Source organism: Mariniflexile sp. TRM1-10 (genome assembly GCF_003425985.1).
Taxonomy (GTDB): Bacteria; Bacteroidota; Bacteroidia; order Flavobacteriales; family Flavobacteriaceae; genus Mariniflexile.
The window spans coordinates 176,478-194,151 of sequence record NZ_CP022985.1; the positions used below are offsets into that span (position 1 = coordinate 176,478).

Annotated in this window: 13 protein-coding genes; 8 read left to right on the forward strand and 5 right to left on the reverse strand. The window is 34.3% G+C overall.

The features are described 5' to 3' along the window. Positions 1-639: 639 nt before the first annotated feature. A complete protein-coding gene (locus CJ739_RS00920; RefSeq protein ID WP_117172194.1) occupies positions 640-1,413 on the forward strand; it encodes an O-methyltransferase in 774 nt (257 codons plus the stop codon). Positions 1,414-1,580: 167 nt separating this feature from the next. Here CJ739_RS00920 and CJ739_RS00925 read toward each other — a convergent pair whose 3' ends face one another. Together CJ739_RS00925 and CJ739_RS00930 are read right to left on the reverse strand one after the other, a co-directional pair. Further along, the gene (locus tag CJ739_RS00925) at positions 1,581-2,993 is read right to left on the reverse strand and encodes a DUF5723 family protein (RefSeq protein ID WP_117172195.1); all 1,413 of its coding nucleotides are present in this window, start codon (positions 2,991-2,993) and stop codon (positions 1,581-1,583) included. A gap of 840 nt (positions 2,994-3,833) precedes the next feature. Beyond that, positions 3,834-5,924: an OmpA family protein gene (locus CJ739_RS00930; RefSeq protein WP_117172196.1), complete on the reverse strand. Its 2,091-nt coding sequence runs from the start codon at positions 5,922-5,924 to the stop codon at positions 3,834-3,836. Positions 5,925-6,372: 448 nt separating this feature from the next. On the opposite strand from CJ739_RS00930, the gene CJ739_RS00935 reads away from it, so the two are divergent. The 4 genes from CJ739_RS00935 to CJ739_RS00950 all read left to right on the forward strand — a co-directional run bounded on the left by CJ739_RS00935 (position 6,373) and on the right by CJ739_RS00950 (position 11,899). Then, on the forward strand, positions 6,373-6,945 hold the full coding sequence (locus CJ739_RS00935; RefSeq protein ID WP_117172197.1) for a cob(I)yrinic acid a,c-diamide adenosyltransferase: 573 nt from the start codon (positions 6,373-6,375) through the stop codon (positions 6,943-6,945). 328 nt (positions 6,946-7,273) lie between these two features. Beyond that, positions 7,274-7,495, forward strand: a complete 222-nt coding sequence (locus tag CJ739_RS00940; RefSeq protein WP_044638512.1) for a DUF2795 domain-containing protein — start codon at positions 7,274-7,276, stop codon at positions 7,493-7,495. Positions 7,496-7,662: 167 nt separating this feature from the next. Next, the gene (gene secA / locus CJ739_RS00945; protein ID WP_117172198.1) at positions 7,663-11,016 is read left to right on the forward strand and encodes a preprotein translocase subunit SecA; all 3,354 of its coding nucleotides are present in this window, start codon (positions 7,663-7,665) and stop codon (positions 11,014-11,016) included. Between the two features lie 229 nt (positions 11,017-11,245). Continuing rightward, positions 11,246-11,899 (forward strand): PsbP-related protein, encoded by a 654-nt coding sequence (locus tag CJ739_RS00950; RefSeq protein ID WP_117172199.1) that lies wholly within the window; start codon positions 11,246-11,248, stop codon positions 11,897-11,899. Positions 11,900-12,639: 740 nt separating this feature from the next. Here the strand turns inward: CJ739_RS00950 and CJ739_RS00955 are convergent. Continuing rightward, positions 12,640-13,008 carry a winged helix-turn-helix transcriptional regulator gene (locus CJ739_RS00955; protein ID WP_117172200.1) on the reverse strand — a complete coding sequence of 123 codons (369 nt, stop codon included), beginning with the start codon at positions 13,006-13,008 and terminating at the stop codon, positions 12,640-12,642. Between the two features lie 385 nt (positions 13,009-13,393). Between CJ739_RS00955 and CJ739_RS00960 the strand changes: the two genes are divergently transcribed. Beyond that, positions 13,394-14,281, forward strand: a complete 888-nt coding sequence (locus CJ739_RS00960) for an SDR family oxidoreductase (RefSeq protein WP_117172201.1) — start codon at positions 13,394-13,396, stop codon at positions 14,279-14,281. 87 nt (positions 14,282-14,368) lie between these two features. Next, positions 14,369-15,199, forward strand: coding sequence for a 4,5-DOPA-extradiol-dioxygenase (ygiD, locus tag CJ739_RS00965; RefSeq protein ID WP_117172202.1), 831 nt, complete (start codon positions 14,369-14,371; stop codon positions 15,197-15,199). A gap of 67 nt (positions 15,200-15,266) precedes the next feature. Here ygiD and CJ739_RS00970 read toward each other — a convergent pair whose 3' ends face one another. Together CJ739_RS00970 and CJ739_RS00975 are read right to left on the reverse strand one after the other, a co-directional pair. Continuing rightward, positions 15,267-15,512, reverse strand: coding sequence for a hypothetical protein (locus CJ739_RS00970; protein ID WP_117172203.1), 246 nt, complete (start codon positions 15,510-15,512; stop codon positions 15,267-15,269). A 134-nt stretch (positions 15,513-15,646) separates the two neighbouring features. Continuing rightward, a complete protein-coding gene (locus CJ739_RS00975; RefSeq protein ID WP_117172204.1) occupies positions 15,647-16,333 on the reverse strand; it encodes a peptidoglycan DD-metalloendopeptidase family protein in 687 nt (228 codons plus the stop codon). Between the two features lie 281 nt (positions 16,334-16,614). On the opposite strand from CJ739_RS00975, the gene ttcA reads away from it, so the two are divergent. Further along, complete coding sequence (ttcA, locus tag CJ739_RS00980; protein ID WP_236951578.1) at positions 16,615-17,442, forward strand: tRNA 2-thiocytidine(32) synthetase TtcA; 828 nt, start codon at positions 16,615-16,617, stop codon at positions 17,440-17,442. Positions 17,443-17,674: the final 232 nt, after the last annotated feature.

The following is a 17,674-nucleotide window of genomic DNA, read 5'->3' on the forward strand; positions in this document are numbered from 1 at the left end:
ACGGTAGAACTACAAAGAGGCTAAGTTGAAAAGTTAAAAAGGTTATGAGGTTATAAGGTTATGAGGTTACAAGGTGCCTAAGAGGCAAAATAGTGAAGTAGTAGCGGCAGAACTACAAAGAGGCTAAGTTGAAAAGTTAAGAAGTTAAGGAGTTAAGGAGTTATAAAGTTACAAAGTACCTAAAAGGGTAAGTGGTGAAGTAGCAGCTTCAGAACTACTAAGTGACTGATTTTCAAAGTAGCAAAGAGACAAAGTTGCAAAGCGGTAAAGTACCTAAGAAACTAAGTGGGAATGTAGCAACCACAGAACTACAAAGAGGCTAAGTTGAAAAGTTAAAAGGTTATAAGGTTATAAGGTTATAAAGTACCTAAAAGGCTAAGTGTGAAGTAGCAACGGTAGAACTACAAAGAGGCTAAGTTGCAAAGTGACAAAGAAACAAGTCAAAATCTCTAAAAGCAAAAAAACCTGAAAACCTGAAGCTCTGAAACTTTGTACTTAGAAACTTTGTTACTTTGAAACTCTGAAACTTTGAAACTATAAAAAGAGACAAAGCTAAATCTCTGAAACTTTAAAACTTTGAAGCTCTGCAACTTTGAAACTTTGAAGCTTTAAAACTTTGAAACTTTGAAACAATAAAAAATGTTTTATCAAGCCATTCAATACATAAAATTCCTGTTCAAATCCACCAACCAGCACGGTGTGCACTCCCCTTTTGTCTACAATTTAGTCACAAAATGCTTTTACGATACAGCAAATTACGAAGCCTACAAGAACATTTCAGCATATAAAAAACAACTCCTTCAAGACCACACTAAAATTACAGTAACCGATTTAGGCAAAGGTTCCCATGTAACAAAACAGCAGGAACGCACTATTTCTGAAATTGCCAAAAACACAGGAACGACCATTAAAAGAGCCAAACTTTTATACCGCCTTAGTGCCTATTTTAATTTTGAAAACATATTAGAATTAGGCACCTCCCTAGGCATTGCAACACATGCGATGAGTTTAGCCAATCCAAAATCAGAAATTACAAGTATTGAAGGTTGCCCGATGATTTCAGAATACACAAAAACAACTTTTGAAAAACACCATTTAAAGAACATAAGTCTTATCACAGGAGATTTTAATGATATCATAAAAAACCTAACACCTAAAACCTTCGATCTTATTTTTTTCGATGGCAACCACCAAAAAGAAGCCACTTTACAGTATTTCGAAACCTTAACACAAACGGCACACAACGATTCGGTTTTTATTTTTGATGATATCTACTGGTCGAAAGAAATGACCGAAGCTTGGGAAACCATAAAACAACACCCAAAAGTAACCGTTACTATCGATACCTTTTTTTGGGGGGTTGTGTTTTTTAGAAAAGAACAGGTAAAGGAGGATTTTGTTGTAAGAGTTTAATGTGATAGACTGTTAGATTGTTAGACTGTTAGATTGTTAGATTGTTAGATTGTTAGAAAGATGTTTTTTTTAAACGACAAGATGCCTTTTTCACGATGAACTTCTCCGCTATCGCGAGCGTCCCGCTCGTGACGGCATGAGAAAAATTTTTAAATTAAACTAGTTTACTAGTAACAATCGCAGTTACTTCCTTTATCGTATTTCCCATGAAAAAGAGGTATTTTTAATCCTGCATAAAAATTTGCCCCTTTGCTTTTCTCGCTTATCAAATTAGTAAACAAAGAACCGGAGCCTAGATAAAGTGGCCCTAATCTTAAACCAGCTCCCACCTGAAAACCGGCATATTGGACCATACTTAAAGGCATATAAAAACTAAGCCATTTACTCTCAAAACGTGGCGTAAGGGATACTATATTTGTTATTTTACTCGTGTGTATTTGGCTTTTTCCAGTAAGCGATAAATCAGTATTAAAATTTAAATAAAAATTATTTGTAAAACGCCAATCTGCATTCAGATGTAATGCTGTTGGCAATATAGCCTTATACCCTATTGAAGAATTTGTTAACGTATATAGATTGTTTAATATATCGTATAAATCATCTTCATTATCAATGGCTTCTTCGCTCACATTGGTATTTGTAATATCAAAAAAATCTTCAATGCCATCTTTATAATTTATAGAACCAATATCGGTTATAGAAAAACCTAGTTTTAACTTATATTTATTTTGTTCTTTATATGTTAAGCGGTTTGGCCATACTTTTCTAGGTTTATAATCTCCATAATTGGGACGCCACTCATAAATTATTCCGATATCTACACCTAAACCAACAGCACTTTTTGGGAATTCATATTCATAATCGTCTCTATCAAAATCATCAGAACGTCCATAAATGACGTCGCCAGTAGACGAAACACTACCTGTGGTTCCTCCTCCAGAAAGCATCGTTCCATCTTCATCATAATCTATCATAATATTTCTACCCGCTACATGAGCACTACCGCCTCCTTTTAGATATTTTAAGGAAATCCCCCCTTTTAAAAAGGTCTCTCTTTCACTAACTAATACTCTAGCATAAGAAAGTCCTATTTCTGCCCATGTTTGCCCAAAAGTGTTAAATTCATTTTCATTAACAATAAAATCATTAGTTCCGTCTTCTCCAATAGCATGTAAATCTTTGCCATTAATTCCATTAGCATTCACAAAAGAGCGCGCTCTGGTAAAAACCGCAATAGCGTTATTGTCGTTTATATTAAACATAAATGAAGGCCCCATAACATCTACATTCACCCCTCCATTATTGTTTATTTTTGGATTTTGTCGTGACTCCCCTTCAAAATTATAATCATCATCATTATACGCTTTCATGATGTTTAAATTATAATAATCGTTTCCAGCAAAAACACTCGTCCCAACAAGATTAATATCTGCTCTAAAACGAGAATCAACTATATTCGCTGGATTTGCAATGACGCTATTTACACCACTATAATTATCCGTTAAAAACCCTAAATAAGATTGCGCTTGCAAACTATAAGAGCTTACAATTAACATAAATAAAAACGTGATTTTTTTCATAATTTTTTGGTTAAGCTTAAAATTTACATATTACAAATGTATTTTTTTTCTTATAAAATAAACAACAAAACAAATAAAATACTGAACTCATCTTGACTTTTTCTATTTCCTAAAACCTGCCTGCCGGCAGGCAGGAACGGCTAAAATTTATCCATATTTCGTTACTTTTTTATGCGTAGTGATACTATGCCTTGCAAAAAGTGCCTCATTTGTACAAATTTTATCTCATTTTTGGTTAAAAACAAAAAGTCAAGATGAGTTCTATTAATATAATGAACTTCTAAATTTTAAAAATATTATAAAAAACCGTTTATCAAACTTTATAGCATAAAAAATCCCAAGCAAACGCTCAGGATTAATTATTAATTCTTAATTGTCTTACCTTTCACGATGGTTAGAGGTCAGAAAGGTTTTTTTTTAATCGACAACAAGTACTCCTTTTCACAATTTGCCTTTTCACGATTCACCAGTTATGAGTTCGGAGTTATGAGTTCAGAGTTAAAAAGTTTAAAGTTGTTATAAAGTTGCTTTTTGCCATTTTTCAACCAACATTTTTTCACATTTCTCCATCAACCAACAACCAACCACCATTAGATGGTTAGATTGCTATAAAGTTAGATTGTTAGAAAGATAGTTCTGTAAAAGACAACAGGATACTCCTTTCACGATTTGTCTTTTCACAATTCACATCTCACGATTCACGTCTCAAAAGCAAAAGTTTAAAGTTTTTATAAAGCTGTTTTTTTTCATTTTTCAACCAACTTTTTTTTACATTTCTCCATCAACCATCAACCAAAAACCAACACCCATCAACCATCAGCCATCAACCATCCCCCAACATCACTTCACTAAATTAATTTCAACCCTTCTGTTTTGAGCTCTACCTTCATTTGTAGTATTATCCGCGATTGGTTTACTTTCGCCAAAACCTGTTGATGTCAATCTGTTTGATGCCACTCCTTTTTCAATTAAGAACGTCATCACAGAACTCGCTCTAGATTCAGATAGTTTTAGATTAGAAACGTCGCTACCTACGCTATCGGTGTGACCTTCTATTGAAAATTTAGCATTAGGGTACTCTCCAAGAATAGTAGTGATTTCGTCTAAAACACCATAAGACACAGTTTTTATAGTTGATTTACCTGAATCAAATAAAATAGTTTTTGCGTACTCATTTAAAGACTTTTGAACCTCTTCTGTTACGATTGGCTCAAGTTTTTCTTCAGGACAGCCATTATTAGCAACCGTTCCAGGTACATCAACGCAGGCATCATCCTTATCAAGAACACCATCATTATCAGAATCTTTCCAAGGACAACCGTTATTTTCTATTGGACCTGCTATTTCTGGACATCCATCAACATTGTCTAGCACGGTATCTGCATCTTTATCACCCCAAGGACATCCTTTATTCTCAATAGGACCTGCCGTTTCTGGACAAACATCTTCATTATCCAATACGCCGTCCGAATCTTTATCTCCCCAAGGACATCCATTGTTCTCAATCGGCCCTGCTTCTTTTGGACATTTATCTAATTTATTTATTATGCCATCCTTATCTCTATCTTTTGGTTTTCCTTGATATATAGGTATTTTGATTCCCGCATACACATCGGCTCCTTTACTATTATCACTTGTTAAAGCAGAAAGTATAGAACCAGATCCTACATATAATGGTCCTGCCCTTAAACCTGTTCCTATTTGAAATCCATTATTTTCTACCACACTTAAAGGCAGATAAAAACTAAACCATTTACTTTCAAAACGAGGTGTTAATGACACGGTGTTTGAAATACGGCTAGCATTCATTTTATTTTTTGACACAAGAGAAAAATCTGTGTTTAAATTCACGTAAAACTTGCTATTAAAACTCCAATCGGCATTTAAATGTAGTGCTGTTGGTAATGTTGTTTTATAACCTGTTTTAGAATCGGTTTGTGTATATAGATTATTCAAAATGTCATTCAAATCGTCTTCATTTTCAATATCATCTTCACTTACGTTATTTGTAATATCAAACGTTTCCTCAAGAGCCTCTTTATAATTAATAGAACCTAAATCCGTAATAGATAAACCTAATTTTAATTTATATTTATTTTTGTCTTTTCGAGTGAATGATGCACCATCGGCGTTTGTTGTTGTATAATCGGCATGGTTGGGTCTCCATTCATAAACAAACCCTAAATCGGCTCCAAAACCAGTAGCATCAGGAAGTTCATAATCGTAATTATCATTATCAAAATTGTCAAAACGTCCATAGGTTAATTGTCCTGTAGATGTAAGGCTAGCTGTATCTGGACCTGATCCGTCAGCATCATAATCTACGGTAACATTTTTACCATAAACATATCCGCTACCGCCACCTTGTAAATATTTTAAAGAAAGACCACCTTTTAAGAAGTGCTCATCTTTATTGAATAGAACTCTAGCGTATGTAATTCCAACTTCCGCCCATGCCTGTCCAAAAGCGTTAAAATCACCTTCGTTTAAATTAAAATCATCCGAAACATCATCATCAATAGCATCTATAGAAGTACCATTAATATCATTAACATTAACAAACGAACGCGCTCTGGTAAAAATGGCAATGGAATTTCTTTCATTGATATTAAACATAAAAGAAGGTCCCATAATATCTACATTCAGTGCCGCATTATTATCTGTTGTTGGCGATTTTTTAGCTTCTAAATCAAAATCATAATCCTTTTTAATCGCATCAAAAATATTAACACCATAGTAATCGTTACCTCCAAAAGTACTAATCCCAACAAGATTAATATCGGTTTTAAATCGGGAGTCAACAATATTCGCTGGATTTGCAATGACACTGTTTACACCACTATAGTTATCTGTTAAAAACCCTAAATAAGATTGCGCCTGCAAACTAAAAGAGCTTACGACTAACATGAATACGAACGTAATTTTTTTCATAATTTTTGGTTGGTTTAAATTGATTTAGTTTAAAAATTTACATGCTGCAAATGTATTTGTTTTCCCAAAAAAAACATAAATAAAACCCTGCTATTAAATAAAAGCATGATACTAATATCTACACCTCATAAAAAACATATTTTTATTTAAATTTTACAATGACAACATCGCTTCTAATGCCAATAATTCATTGAAGTGATTTAAACTTCATAGTTAAAAAAGCACTTGTAAAGTACTGCTAAATTCAATGTAAAAAGTAATTCGTCTTATATTTTTACTTAATCATTATCCTAGTGTTATATGCTATCGTTATTTATGATGCGAATCAAGAGTTGAAAATGAGCCTTACCAATCAGGAAACACCTTTGCCTCTTTGAAACTTTGCATCTTTGCTACTTTGCAACTTTAAACCTTTGAATCTTTCCACAAAATAATTTAACTTCGTAATATGAAAATCTACACAAAAACAGGCGATACAGGAACCACCGCATTATTTGGTGGTACACGTGTGCCTAAACACCATATAAGAATTGAAAGCTACGGTACGGTTGATGAATTAAACTCCTATTTGGGATTAATTCGTGATCAAGAGATTGATGTGCACTACAAAGATTTACTTATTCATATTCAAGATAGACTGTTTACCCTGGGTGCCATTTTAGCTACCGACCCTGAAAAAGCCATTTTAAAGAGTGGAAAAGAACGCCTAAACATCCCTAAAATAACCAGTAGCGATATTGAGCATTTAGAGCAGGAAATGGATATTATGAATGAAGCATTGCCACCCATGACGCATTTTGTTCTGCCCGGTGGGCACCAAACGGTGTCATTCTGTCATATTGCGCGCTGTGTGTGCCGTAGAGCTGAACGTTTAACTACCGCCCTTAATGACATGGAAGCTATTGACCCCAATACATTAATGTACTTAAACCGCCTTTCTGACTATCTTTTTGTGTTGGCACGGAAGTTGACTTATGACTTGCAAGCAAACGAGATTAAATGGATTCCTGAGAAGCAGTAGTTTTATAATGAAAACGGTTCTTGCGTTAGGGATGACTCACTGGCTTTTATTTTGAATTAATGAAATCATAAATACGTTGTATTTGCGGTGAAAATCCTTTTTGTCTGGTTGAGCGTAGTCAAAACCTTTAAGATAAAAAAGATAGTAACGAAAAGCCCGACATCCCCCGATAGTTATCGGAATGCTAACGCTTAAATTAAAAAGCTGAATTTCAACTGTTTAAATAATAAAAAAACACGTTCTTAAAAATAATAATTAAATAATTCATTTTTTTCTTGTGTGTTTGAACTAAAAATTTATTTTTGCACAAAATTAAAACGCATATAAAATGTATTGGACTTTAGAATTAGCATCGTATTTAAGTGATGCACCTTGGCCAGCAACAAAAGACGAGTTAATAGATTACGCTATTAGAACGGGTGCTCCTTTGGAGGTTGTTGAAAACTTACAGTCTATTGAAGATGAAGGTGATGCCTACGATTCAATTGACGAAATTTGGTCTGATTATCCAACAGATGAAGATTACCTTTGGAATGAAGATGAATATTAATAAAGCATAAAGAAAAGTTAAAAAGTCTCGGTTTGAGGCTTTTTTTTTGTCTTAAATCTTTATAAAACATATAACAAAATGTATCTTTGATTGCTTTTTAAAAGCAACAAAAACAAAATAATTTACCACTAGGAAGTTTTCCTAGTTAACATATAATATATATACACATGAGTTTTTTAAATTCTGTACTTAAAGTATTTGTTGGCGACAAATCGAAACAAGATGTAAAGTCCATTATGCCTATTGTAAGCAAAATCAAGACTTTTGAAGCTGCTATAGAAGGATTGTCACACGATGAACTAAGGGCTAAAACAGCACAATTTAAGGCGACTATTGCACAAGCGATACAGCCTATAAACGACCAAATTGCAAAATTACTTGAAGAGGCCGAAAACACCGAAGACATTGACAGACGTGAAGATATTTATCTAGACATTGATAAACTAAAAGATGATGCTTACAAAACTACTGAAGATGTTTTAGACGCTATTTTACCAGAAGCTTTTGCCGTAGTTAAGGAAACTGCAAAACGTTTTACAAACAACACCACTATTACAGTAACGGCAAGCACTTTTGATAGAGAATTATCAGGTGCAAAAGATTACGTTACTTTAGATAATGATAAAGCTATTTGGTCCAACTCTTGGGATGCTGCAGGAAAAGCCATTACTTGGGATATGGTACACTACGATGTACAACTTATTGGAGGTATAGCCATGCACCAAGGTAAAATTGCCGAAATGCAAACGGGTGAAGGTAAAACCTTGGTAGCGACGCTTCCTATGTATTTAAATGCGCTTGCTGGAAAAGGGGTGCATTTGGTAACCGTAAACGACTATTTAGCAAAACGTGATAGCGCGTGGATGGCGCCTATTTTTCAGTTTCATGGATTGACTGTAGATTGTATCGATTACTACCAACCAAATTCCGATGCCCGTAAAAAAGCTTATAATGCCGATATTACCTATGGTACCAACAACGAGTTTGGCTTCGATTACTTACGTGATAATATGGCACACTCACCAAACGATTTGGTACAACGCCCACACCATTACGCGATTGTCGATGAGGTGGATTCTGTATTGGTTGACGATGCCCGTACACCATTAATTATTTCGGGGCCTATTCCGCAAGGTGAACGCCATGAGTTTAATGAGTTAAAACCCAAAATAGATGATATTGTTGCCGTACAACGCAAATATCTAACAGGCGTTTTAGCCGAAGCAAAAAAATTAATCACCTCTGGAGATACTAAAGAAGGCGGCTTTCAATTACTGCGTGTTTACCGTGGGATGCCTAAAAACAAAGCGCTTATTAAGTTTTTAAGTGAAGAAGGTGTTAAACAACTACTTCAAAAAACCGAAAACTTTTATATGCAGGACAACAACCGCGAAATGCCAAAGGTTGATGCCGAATTATACTATGTCATTGAAGAAAAAAACAATCAAATAGAGCTGACCGATAAAGGTGTTGAATACATTTCTGGAAAAGATGACCCTAACTTTTTCATTATGCCTGAAATAGGTATTGAAATAGCAAAAATTGAAAACCAGAATTTACCTTTAGCCGAAGAAGCTAAATTAAAAGAAGAACTATACAAAGATTTTGGTATAAAATCGGAACGTATTCATACGCTTAGTCAATTGCTTAAAGCCTACGCTTTATTTGAAAAAGATATTCAATACGTGGTCATTGACAACAAAGTGATGATTGTTGATGAACAAACCGGTCGTATTATGGATGGTCGTCGTTATTCTGACGGTTTACACCAAGCGATTGAAGCTAAAGAAAACGTAAAAATTGAAGATGCTACGCAAACCTTTGCTACGGTAACACTTCAAAATTACTTTAGAATGTACCGCAAACTGTCTGGTATGACGGGTACAGCAGTTACAGAAGCTGGCGAATTTTGGGAAATTTACAAATTGGATGTCGTGGAGATTCCAACCAACCGCCCAATTGCCCGTAATGACCAAGAAGATTTGGTTTACAAAACAAAACGCGAAAAATACAACGCCGTTATTGATGAGGTAACAAAACTTTCACAAGCCGGTCGCCCAGTGTTAATTGGTACGACTTCGGTAGAAATAAGTGAGTTACTTGGTAAAATGCTTACCATTCGTAAAATTCCGCATAACGTATTAAATGCGAAACTCCATAAAAAAGAGGCTGATATTGTTGCCGAAGCCGGTCAACCTGGACAAGTAACCATTGCCACCAATATGGCAGGTCGTGGTACCGATATTAAATTGACTGAAGCAGTTAAAAAAGCAGGCGGTTTAGCTATTGTAGGTACCGAGCGTCATGATTCACGTCGTGTGGATCGCCAGTTACGTGGTCGTGCAGGTCGTCAAGGAGATCCAGGAAGTTCGCAGTTCTATGTATCACTAGAAGATAATCTAATGCGTTTATTTGGTAGTGAGCGTATTGCTAAAATGATGGATAGAATGGGATTAAAAGAAGGCGAAGTCATTCAGCATTCCATGATTTCAAAATCTATTGAACGTGCACAGAAAAAAGTAGAAGAAAACAACTTTGGTGTTCGTAAGCGTTTATTAGAATATGATGATGTTATGAACGCACAACGTGAGGTCGTTTACAAGCGTCGCCACCATGCCTTATTTGGCGAGCGCCTGCGTGTAGATTTAGCTAATATGCTTTTCGATACAGCCGAAGGGATTGCTGAAACCAATAAAGCTGCCAACGACTTTAAAAACTTCGAATTTGAATTGATTCGCTATTTTTCAATGAGTTCGCCAATTTCAGAAGCTGAATTCGGAAAACTTTCGGCTCAAGAAATTACCAGTAAAATATACCGTACCGCATTCGATCATTACAGAGAAAAAATGACACGCAATGCAGACCTTGCATTCCCTGTTATTAAAAATGTATATGAAACCCAACGTGATAAATTCAAACGCATAGTCGTTCCTTTTACCGATGGCATAAAAACCTTAAATGTCGTTACCGATCTTGAAAAAGCTTACCAAACCCATGGTAAACAATTAATCACGGATTTTGAGAAAAACATCACACTTGCCATTATTGACGATGCTTGGAAAACCCATTTACGTAAAATGGACGAGCTAAAACAATCGGTGCAATTGGCTGTGCATGAGCAAAAAGACCCATTACTTATTTATAAGTTTGAAGCGTTTGAATTGTTCAAATCCATGATAGATGAAGTGAATAAAGACGTAATTTCATTCTTATTTAAAGGTGAATTACCTCAAGAAACACAAAACACCATTCATGAAGCCAGAGAGCGCAAACAGGAAAAACTGAATGTGCAAAAAGACGAAATACCTAATTTAGATGAACGTTCGGCACAAAATAGAGCTGCGGGCAATACCCAACGCCAACAACATGTCGTTGAAACCATTGTACGTGATAAACCAAAAATTGGACGCAATGACCAAGTAACTATTAAGCAAGTTATTACTGGTGAAAACAAAACCCTTAAATACAAACAAGCCGAGCCTTTATTGGCCAAAGGCGACTGGGTTTTGGTTGAAGATTAATACTATTTCTGCGAAAGCAGAAATCCCATAACTTAAAAAATCCTGATAGTTTCCTATCAGGATTTTTTTTATATACCTCATTAAAAAGTAATATATTACAGACATAATATAACTACAATTGTATTGCTATTTATTGTGGTTATACGATTGTTGGCAAACATTAGGCGAGACCATTAGAATTCAATTATACTGACAAAATATTAATGATTATAAACGAAGTATTTAGAAAATGAAAAACTTAATTTATTCAATTTTTGGTATCCTCATGTTAGGATTATTTACACATTGTTCATCGACTGGAAAACCTGATAATTTCGATTATGGGAACGTTAATACTAATATTTATTCTAATAGTTATTTTGATTGTTCCATGAAACTTCCCGATAATTGGGTGATTCAATCAAAAGAACAGACAGAGCGGATAGCTGATGTGGGCAAAAATTTAGTAGCTGGCGAGGATAAAAAGCTTAAAGCAATTATGAAAGCCTCTGACATAAATTCAGCAAATTTATTAGCCGTTTTCCAATATGAATTAGGCTCTGCTGTTGAATATAATCCAAATATTATGATTGTTGCTGAAAACATTATGAATGCTCCTGGGATAAAAAATGGTAGTGACTATTTATTTCAGTCAAGACGATTGCTTAAACAAAGTCAGTTTCAATATGACTATTTATCGGAAGAGTTTGAAAAAGAATCGATTAATGGAAGTGATTTTTATAAGATGTATGCTCATATGTATTACATGGGATTAGAAATTAAACAGATTTATTATTCAACTATTAGTAAGGGATTTAGCTTTAATGTGATAGTGTCATATATAAATGATGACCAAAAGAAAACACTTTTAGAATCAATAAATTCAATGACATTCAAAAAATAACGTTTGCCAACAAAGAACTGAGTTAAAAAACAAGCAATTTTAAGCTAATTTTGAAACAAAGTTTTCATCGTATGGTCTTCCTGATTTTGCAATGGCAAAAGCCTGCTTCAACAATTTGTTCGCCCAGCTCAGACGAAGCCTGTGACTTCATAGCAATATTAAAGAAATAGTAAGCATCTATAAGAGACTGCTTTTACAATAAGGTCGCGTGTTTTTATTTTTATATACGGTCCCATCATGAAATAGCTTATCCCATTTAACTCGATTATTATTTAGGTTTAAAGGCAACACACCAATCAGGGTTAAAAACCCTGATTGGTTTTTTATTTAAATAAAAGTGGCACAACGTATGTTCAAAATGTTTAACCCTTCCAGATTTAAATCTACCTTTCCTTAAAAAAGGGAAGGAGTTGTTTGTCGTTTTAATTTCAATATTGGTATAATCATAATATTTACCTCCTTTTTAAATTCTCCTCCTTTAAAAAGGAGGAGTGGATTCGGTTTCACTAAAAGAAACCGGAGACGAGGTGGTTTTTACCTGGATTCGATTGCTTTTTAGGTTTTGAGAAGCAGACCTACAAGGTTTTTAAAACCTTGCAGGAGTTCAAATACCAGTTCTGAAACCTATGACTTCGTAGCAATATTGAAGAAATAGTAAGCATCTATAAGAAACTCCTTTTACAATAAGGTGGCGTGTTTTATTTTCATATACGATCCCGTCCTGAAATAGCTTATCCCATTTAACTGGAATACGCTACCCGCGATTGTTTGATATCCCCTATATTATCTTTAGCCCAAATAACAAGATTGTGCAAATGAGGGATAAGACTTTTTCCCCGTTCAGTTAATTGGTATTCCACTCTAGGTGGTATTTGTGGATAAATGGTACGCTTAACTAAACCATCTGCTTCCAATCCTTTTAAAGTTACCGAAAGCATTTTTTGAGAAATCGTATCAATATATTTATCAATTTCATTAAATCGAAGCACTTCATTGTCATTCAAAATTAACAAAACAAGCATCGACCACTTATCTCCTATTCTATCCAACACATTTCTAACAGGACAATCATCTACATCTGAATATTTTTTTATATTTTCTACACTCATAACTTATTGATTTTCAATATTAATAACTTGAAAGTTAGTATCCAACTTCTAAAACAGTTCTTGTTTTACCAATAATAACTTTATATCTTTGACTAACTAAAAGTAAGTAACTTTACTTTAATACACAAAATAAACAAATTTCTTGGAACTAACAATCCCCAGCAGAGCCATAAGGGTATTTTTCTCGTTTCATTTTGTCCTAAAGACACAAAAACCGAAATTTATTTATTCCACCTCACCCAAAACTGCCTGACAGTTTTGACCTCTCCTCAAGGAGAGGTAGAAGCGGACACGAGCAAAGCGAACTGGCGAAGCAAACCTCAGGGCAAGCCCCGAGGAATTCTTTAAATTAAATATAATAGAAACATTTATAAAATATAATACAATGAATAAAATATTAATTACAGGCGCAACAGGCAATTTAGGAAGTGACGTTGCCAAACGGTTAAAAGACAAAATAGGCACTAATTCCATAGCTGTTTTGGTTAGAAACGGGCATTCTGAAAAAGCCAAACAATATCATACCGATGGTTTTGAAGTGCGTGTTGGAGATTATGATGACTATGAAACTTTAACAAATGCCTTTGCAGGCATTGAAACGCTATATTTTGTTTCCGGGAGTGACCTTGATAAACGGTTCCAACAACATAAAAACGTTGTACAGGCAGCTAAACAAGCAGGCGTAAAACATATTCTTTACACCAGTACCGTTAGAAAGGATGAATCAGAAAAAGCACCGCTTCATTTAGTCGTTAATGCGCACAAACAAACGGAACTATGGATTCAGGAATCTGGTTTAGCCTATACTATATTAAGACACAATTTATACAGTGAAGTTGTTTATATGTTCATAGGTGACAAAACCCTACTACAGAAATCCAAAATAGTATATCTACCTGCCCGTAATGGTAAAACTGCTTTTGTGGCAAGAGAAGATTTTGCTGAAGCAGAAGCCATTATTTTGAGCGAACCTGAAAAACATAAGAACAAAATATATGAGTTTAATGCCAGCGCTACAGTCTCTTTTTATGATATTGCAAGATTACTGTCTGAAACTTTAGGAGAAGACATACAATATATTTCGCCATCAGTAACTGATTTTGAGGCCACATTAAAATCTATGGGATTACCCGACGCTATTATTAGTTTAACAACCATGTTTAGCTTAGGTATCGCTAATGGTGAATTTGATAAAACCGAAAATGATTTAGAAACAATATTAGGCAGAAAAACAAAAACCATGGCAGCTTATATTAAAGATGTTTACCAATAAACACATTATAGTTATTGGTATAAAACACCTAAATTAGTATTAATAATAAAGCTTTTACGACAAGGAAGTTTACTAATCATATATCTTATGAATTTAAGAGACCTAAACAAAATAACTTCAACCTTAGGCACTACCGAAAAAATGCCGGTATTGTTTTTAGGTCATGGTAGTCCTATGAATGCTATTGAAGAAAATGAATTTGTAGCTTCCTTTAGGCAATTGGGTAAAGAACTCATAAAACCCCATGCCATACTTTGTGTATCGGCACATTGGGAAACCCAAGGCACTTTTGTAACGGCTATGCAAAACCCACCTACCATTCATGATTTTGGAGGGTTTCCACAAGCCTTGTTCGATGTGCAGTATCCAGCACCTGGAAGTCCCGAATTAGCCAAAGAAACCAAGCACATCATTACTAAAACCGAAGTGGAGCTAGATGATAAATGGGGATTAGACCATGGTGCTTGGAGCGTTATTAAGCATCTGTACCCCAATGCCGATATTCCTGTCATTCAAATGAGCATTGATTATTCTAAACCACCACAATACCATTATGAACTGGCTAAAGAGCTGGCAAGTTTAAGACAAAAAGGTGTACTCATTATTGGTAGTGGTAACATGGTACATAATTTAAGGCTTGTGGCTTGGAACAAACTAAACGATGCTTTTGCCTTCGATTGGGCAACCGAGGCTAATGAAAAAATGAAGCAATATATTTTAGAAGATAATCACAAAAATCTAATTCATTTTAAGAATGAAGGAAAAGCATTTGATTTGGCCATACCAACACCAGAGCATTATTTACCGCTCATTTACACCTTGGCTTTAAAAGAAAAAAACGAAACGGTTTCTATATTTAATGATAAACCCGTTGGTGGTTCGCTTACAATGACTTCAATAAAAATTAATTGTGATTAAACACAAAAAAACCGATGATATTATCGGTTTTTGTGCTTTATATTTGTTCCTATTTTTAGAACTCATCTTAGTCCTTAATAATAACTTCTGTTTTCTTTTTACCATCTTTAGTTGAAAATTCTACCCCATCACTGTCAACACTAAGCGATGTACCATCACTTTCTTCGGCTTTAGGAGCTTCCACTGGTTTTTCAATAATTACAGTTTCCGTTTTTGGTTTCTCTTCTCTACAGCTTGTAAAAGCAAATAATACTAAAGCGGCAAAAATGGCAAAACTTATAAAATTTCCGAGAATTAATGTTCTTTTTTTCATTTTATGTTTTATTATGAATATAGTTGCAAGATACAATCAACTGCAGTAAAATAAATTACAACAATTTTAGTTTGTGTTATAGAATTACCATTTTCACTTCAGCCATTCTACAAATGTTAATAAATTTCAAAAAATTATAGCTTCAACAACAAATTCGGGTTGGGGCAATTATCTAAATAAAAATCTAAATCGGTTATATTACAAACCCCAGGATAATCACCATTAAAACCTTGCAAATCCCTTATAATTTGAAAATGCAAATGTGACGGGTAATCGCCATTTACTACGGTATCGCCTAGAGCACCTATTTGTTCTCCTTGTTTAAAAACTTGATTAACCTTTAAATCTTCAATAGAAGCCAAACTTAAATGCCCATAAAGGGTATAAAATTCAACAGTGTTAATACGGTGTTTTAAAATAATGGTTGGTCCGTAATCACCATAATTTGTGTTATTTTTAAAACTATGCACCGTGGCATCAAGTGGTGTATAGACAGGAGTTTCAGCCCCACACCACAAATCGATGCCAATATGGATATTACGTTCTTTAGTAGGTGCTGCATTAAAATATATACTGCGTTTATAAATAGTCCGTATTTCGTTATAACCTCCAAAGGCAACCAATGCATGCTGTTTTTTGATGTAATTGGTAATATAAGTTTCTAATTTGGTTGATGAAGATACATCGACACCTTGAAGTTCCACATGGTCTTGCGATAAATCTAAATGAATATATTTTGAGTTTTTAATGGAAGTATCTAAAACACGAAGTGGTTTTCTACTTATGTTCACAAGGAAATCTTCAAAATATAATGGACTCATAATAAAAAGTATTTATTCAAAAGTAATCATTAGTATCCGATTAAAGATTCATGACCGTATTCTAAAAGAATAGAGAATAGAAATAAAGAAAATAGAATATAGAGTAAATGACAACAAACTGCTATTCAATGTCTATTTGCATGTCTGTTTTAATAATCACTAATTACACTGTGTTTACAGGGAATTGTACAAGTTTTATCGGACAACAATGAAAAGTAATAAACAAATTTTTTGAAACGAACAATCCCCGAAAAATTCTTTAGATTAAAATATTACATTTAATGCTATTAAATAATATTTTTGCATGTATGGAGCATATTGAACAGATTACAAAAAAATTGCATCGTGCCACTGGCGAGGCCTTAGAACAATTTTCAATGATAGAGGATGGCGATCGCATGATGGTTTGCCTATCTGGAGGAAAAGACAGCTATACGTTGCTTCACATGATGCTATACTTCCAAAAAGTGGCTCCAGTCTCTTTTGAAATTATTGCTGTCAACCTAGATCAAAAACAACCTGGTTTTCCTGTTGAAGTGTTACCTAACTATTTAAGTAAATTAGGTGTTGAATATAAAATCATAGAGAAAAACACCTATAAGGTTGTTATGGAAAAAACGCCAGAAGGTAAAACAACCTGTAGCCTTTGTTCCAGATTAAGACGTGGAACATTATACGAAGCCGCCAAAAATCTAAAATGCAACAAACTTGCTCTTGGCCATCATAGGAACGATATTATAGAAACTTTTTTCTTGAACTTCTTTTTTGCTGGAAAATTAGAAACCATGCCTCCTAAGTTTAAAAACGATGCGGGAGATTTAATTATATTAAGGCCGCTTGCCTTCTGTAAAGAGAATGATATAGAAATGTATTCGCAACACATGAATTTCCCTATAATACCGTGCAATTTATGCGGTTCTCAAGAAAATTTACAACGAAAAAAAGTAAAACAAATGATAGCCGATTGGGAAACTGAATTTCCCGACAGAAGCGCTGTTATGATGAATGCACTACAGAACGTATCGCCTTCTCACTTATTAGACCGTAAGATATATGACTTTTCATTGCTTCAAGATGTGACTTCTAAAGACTCGATCGTTTCGTATTAAAAAACATGAAGGTCCAATTCAAGATTCAAGATTGCTTTGCTAAAAGAAAATAGAATATAGAAAATAGACTATAGATTAAATGATAACAAATTGATATTCAATACCTATTTGCATGTCTGTTTTAATAATCGCTAAGTAACTAATTATTACAATAAGCTATCCCACAAATCAGTAATCTCTTTAAAAAAACCGTTATCACTGTGTTTGCAGTGAATTGTAAAAGTTTTCTCAG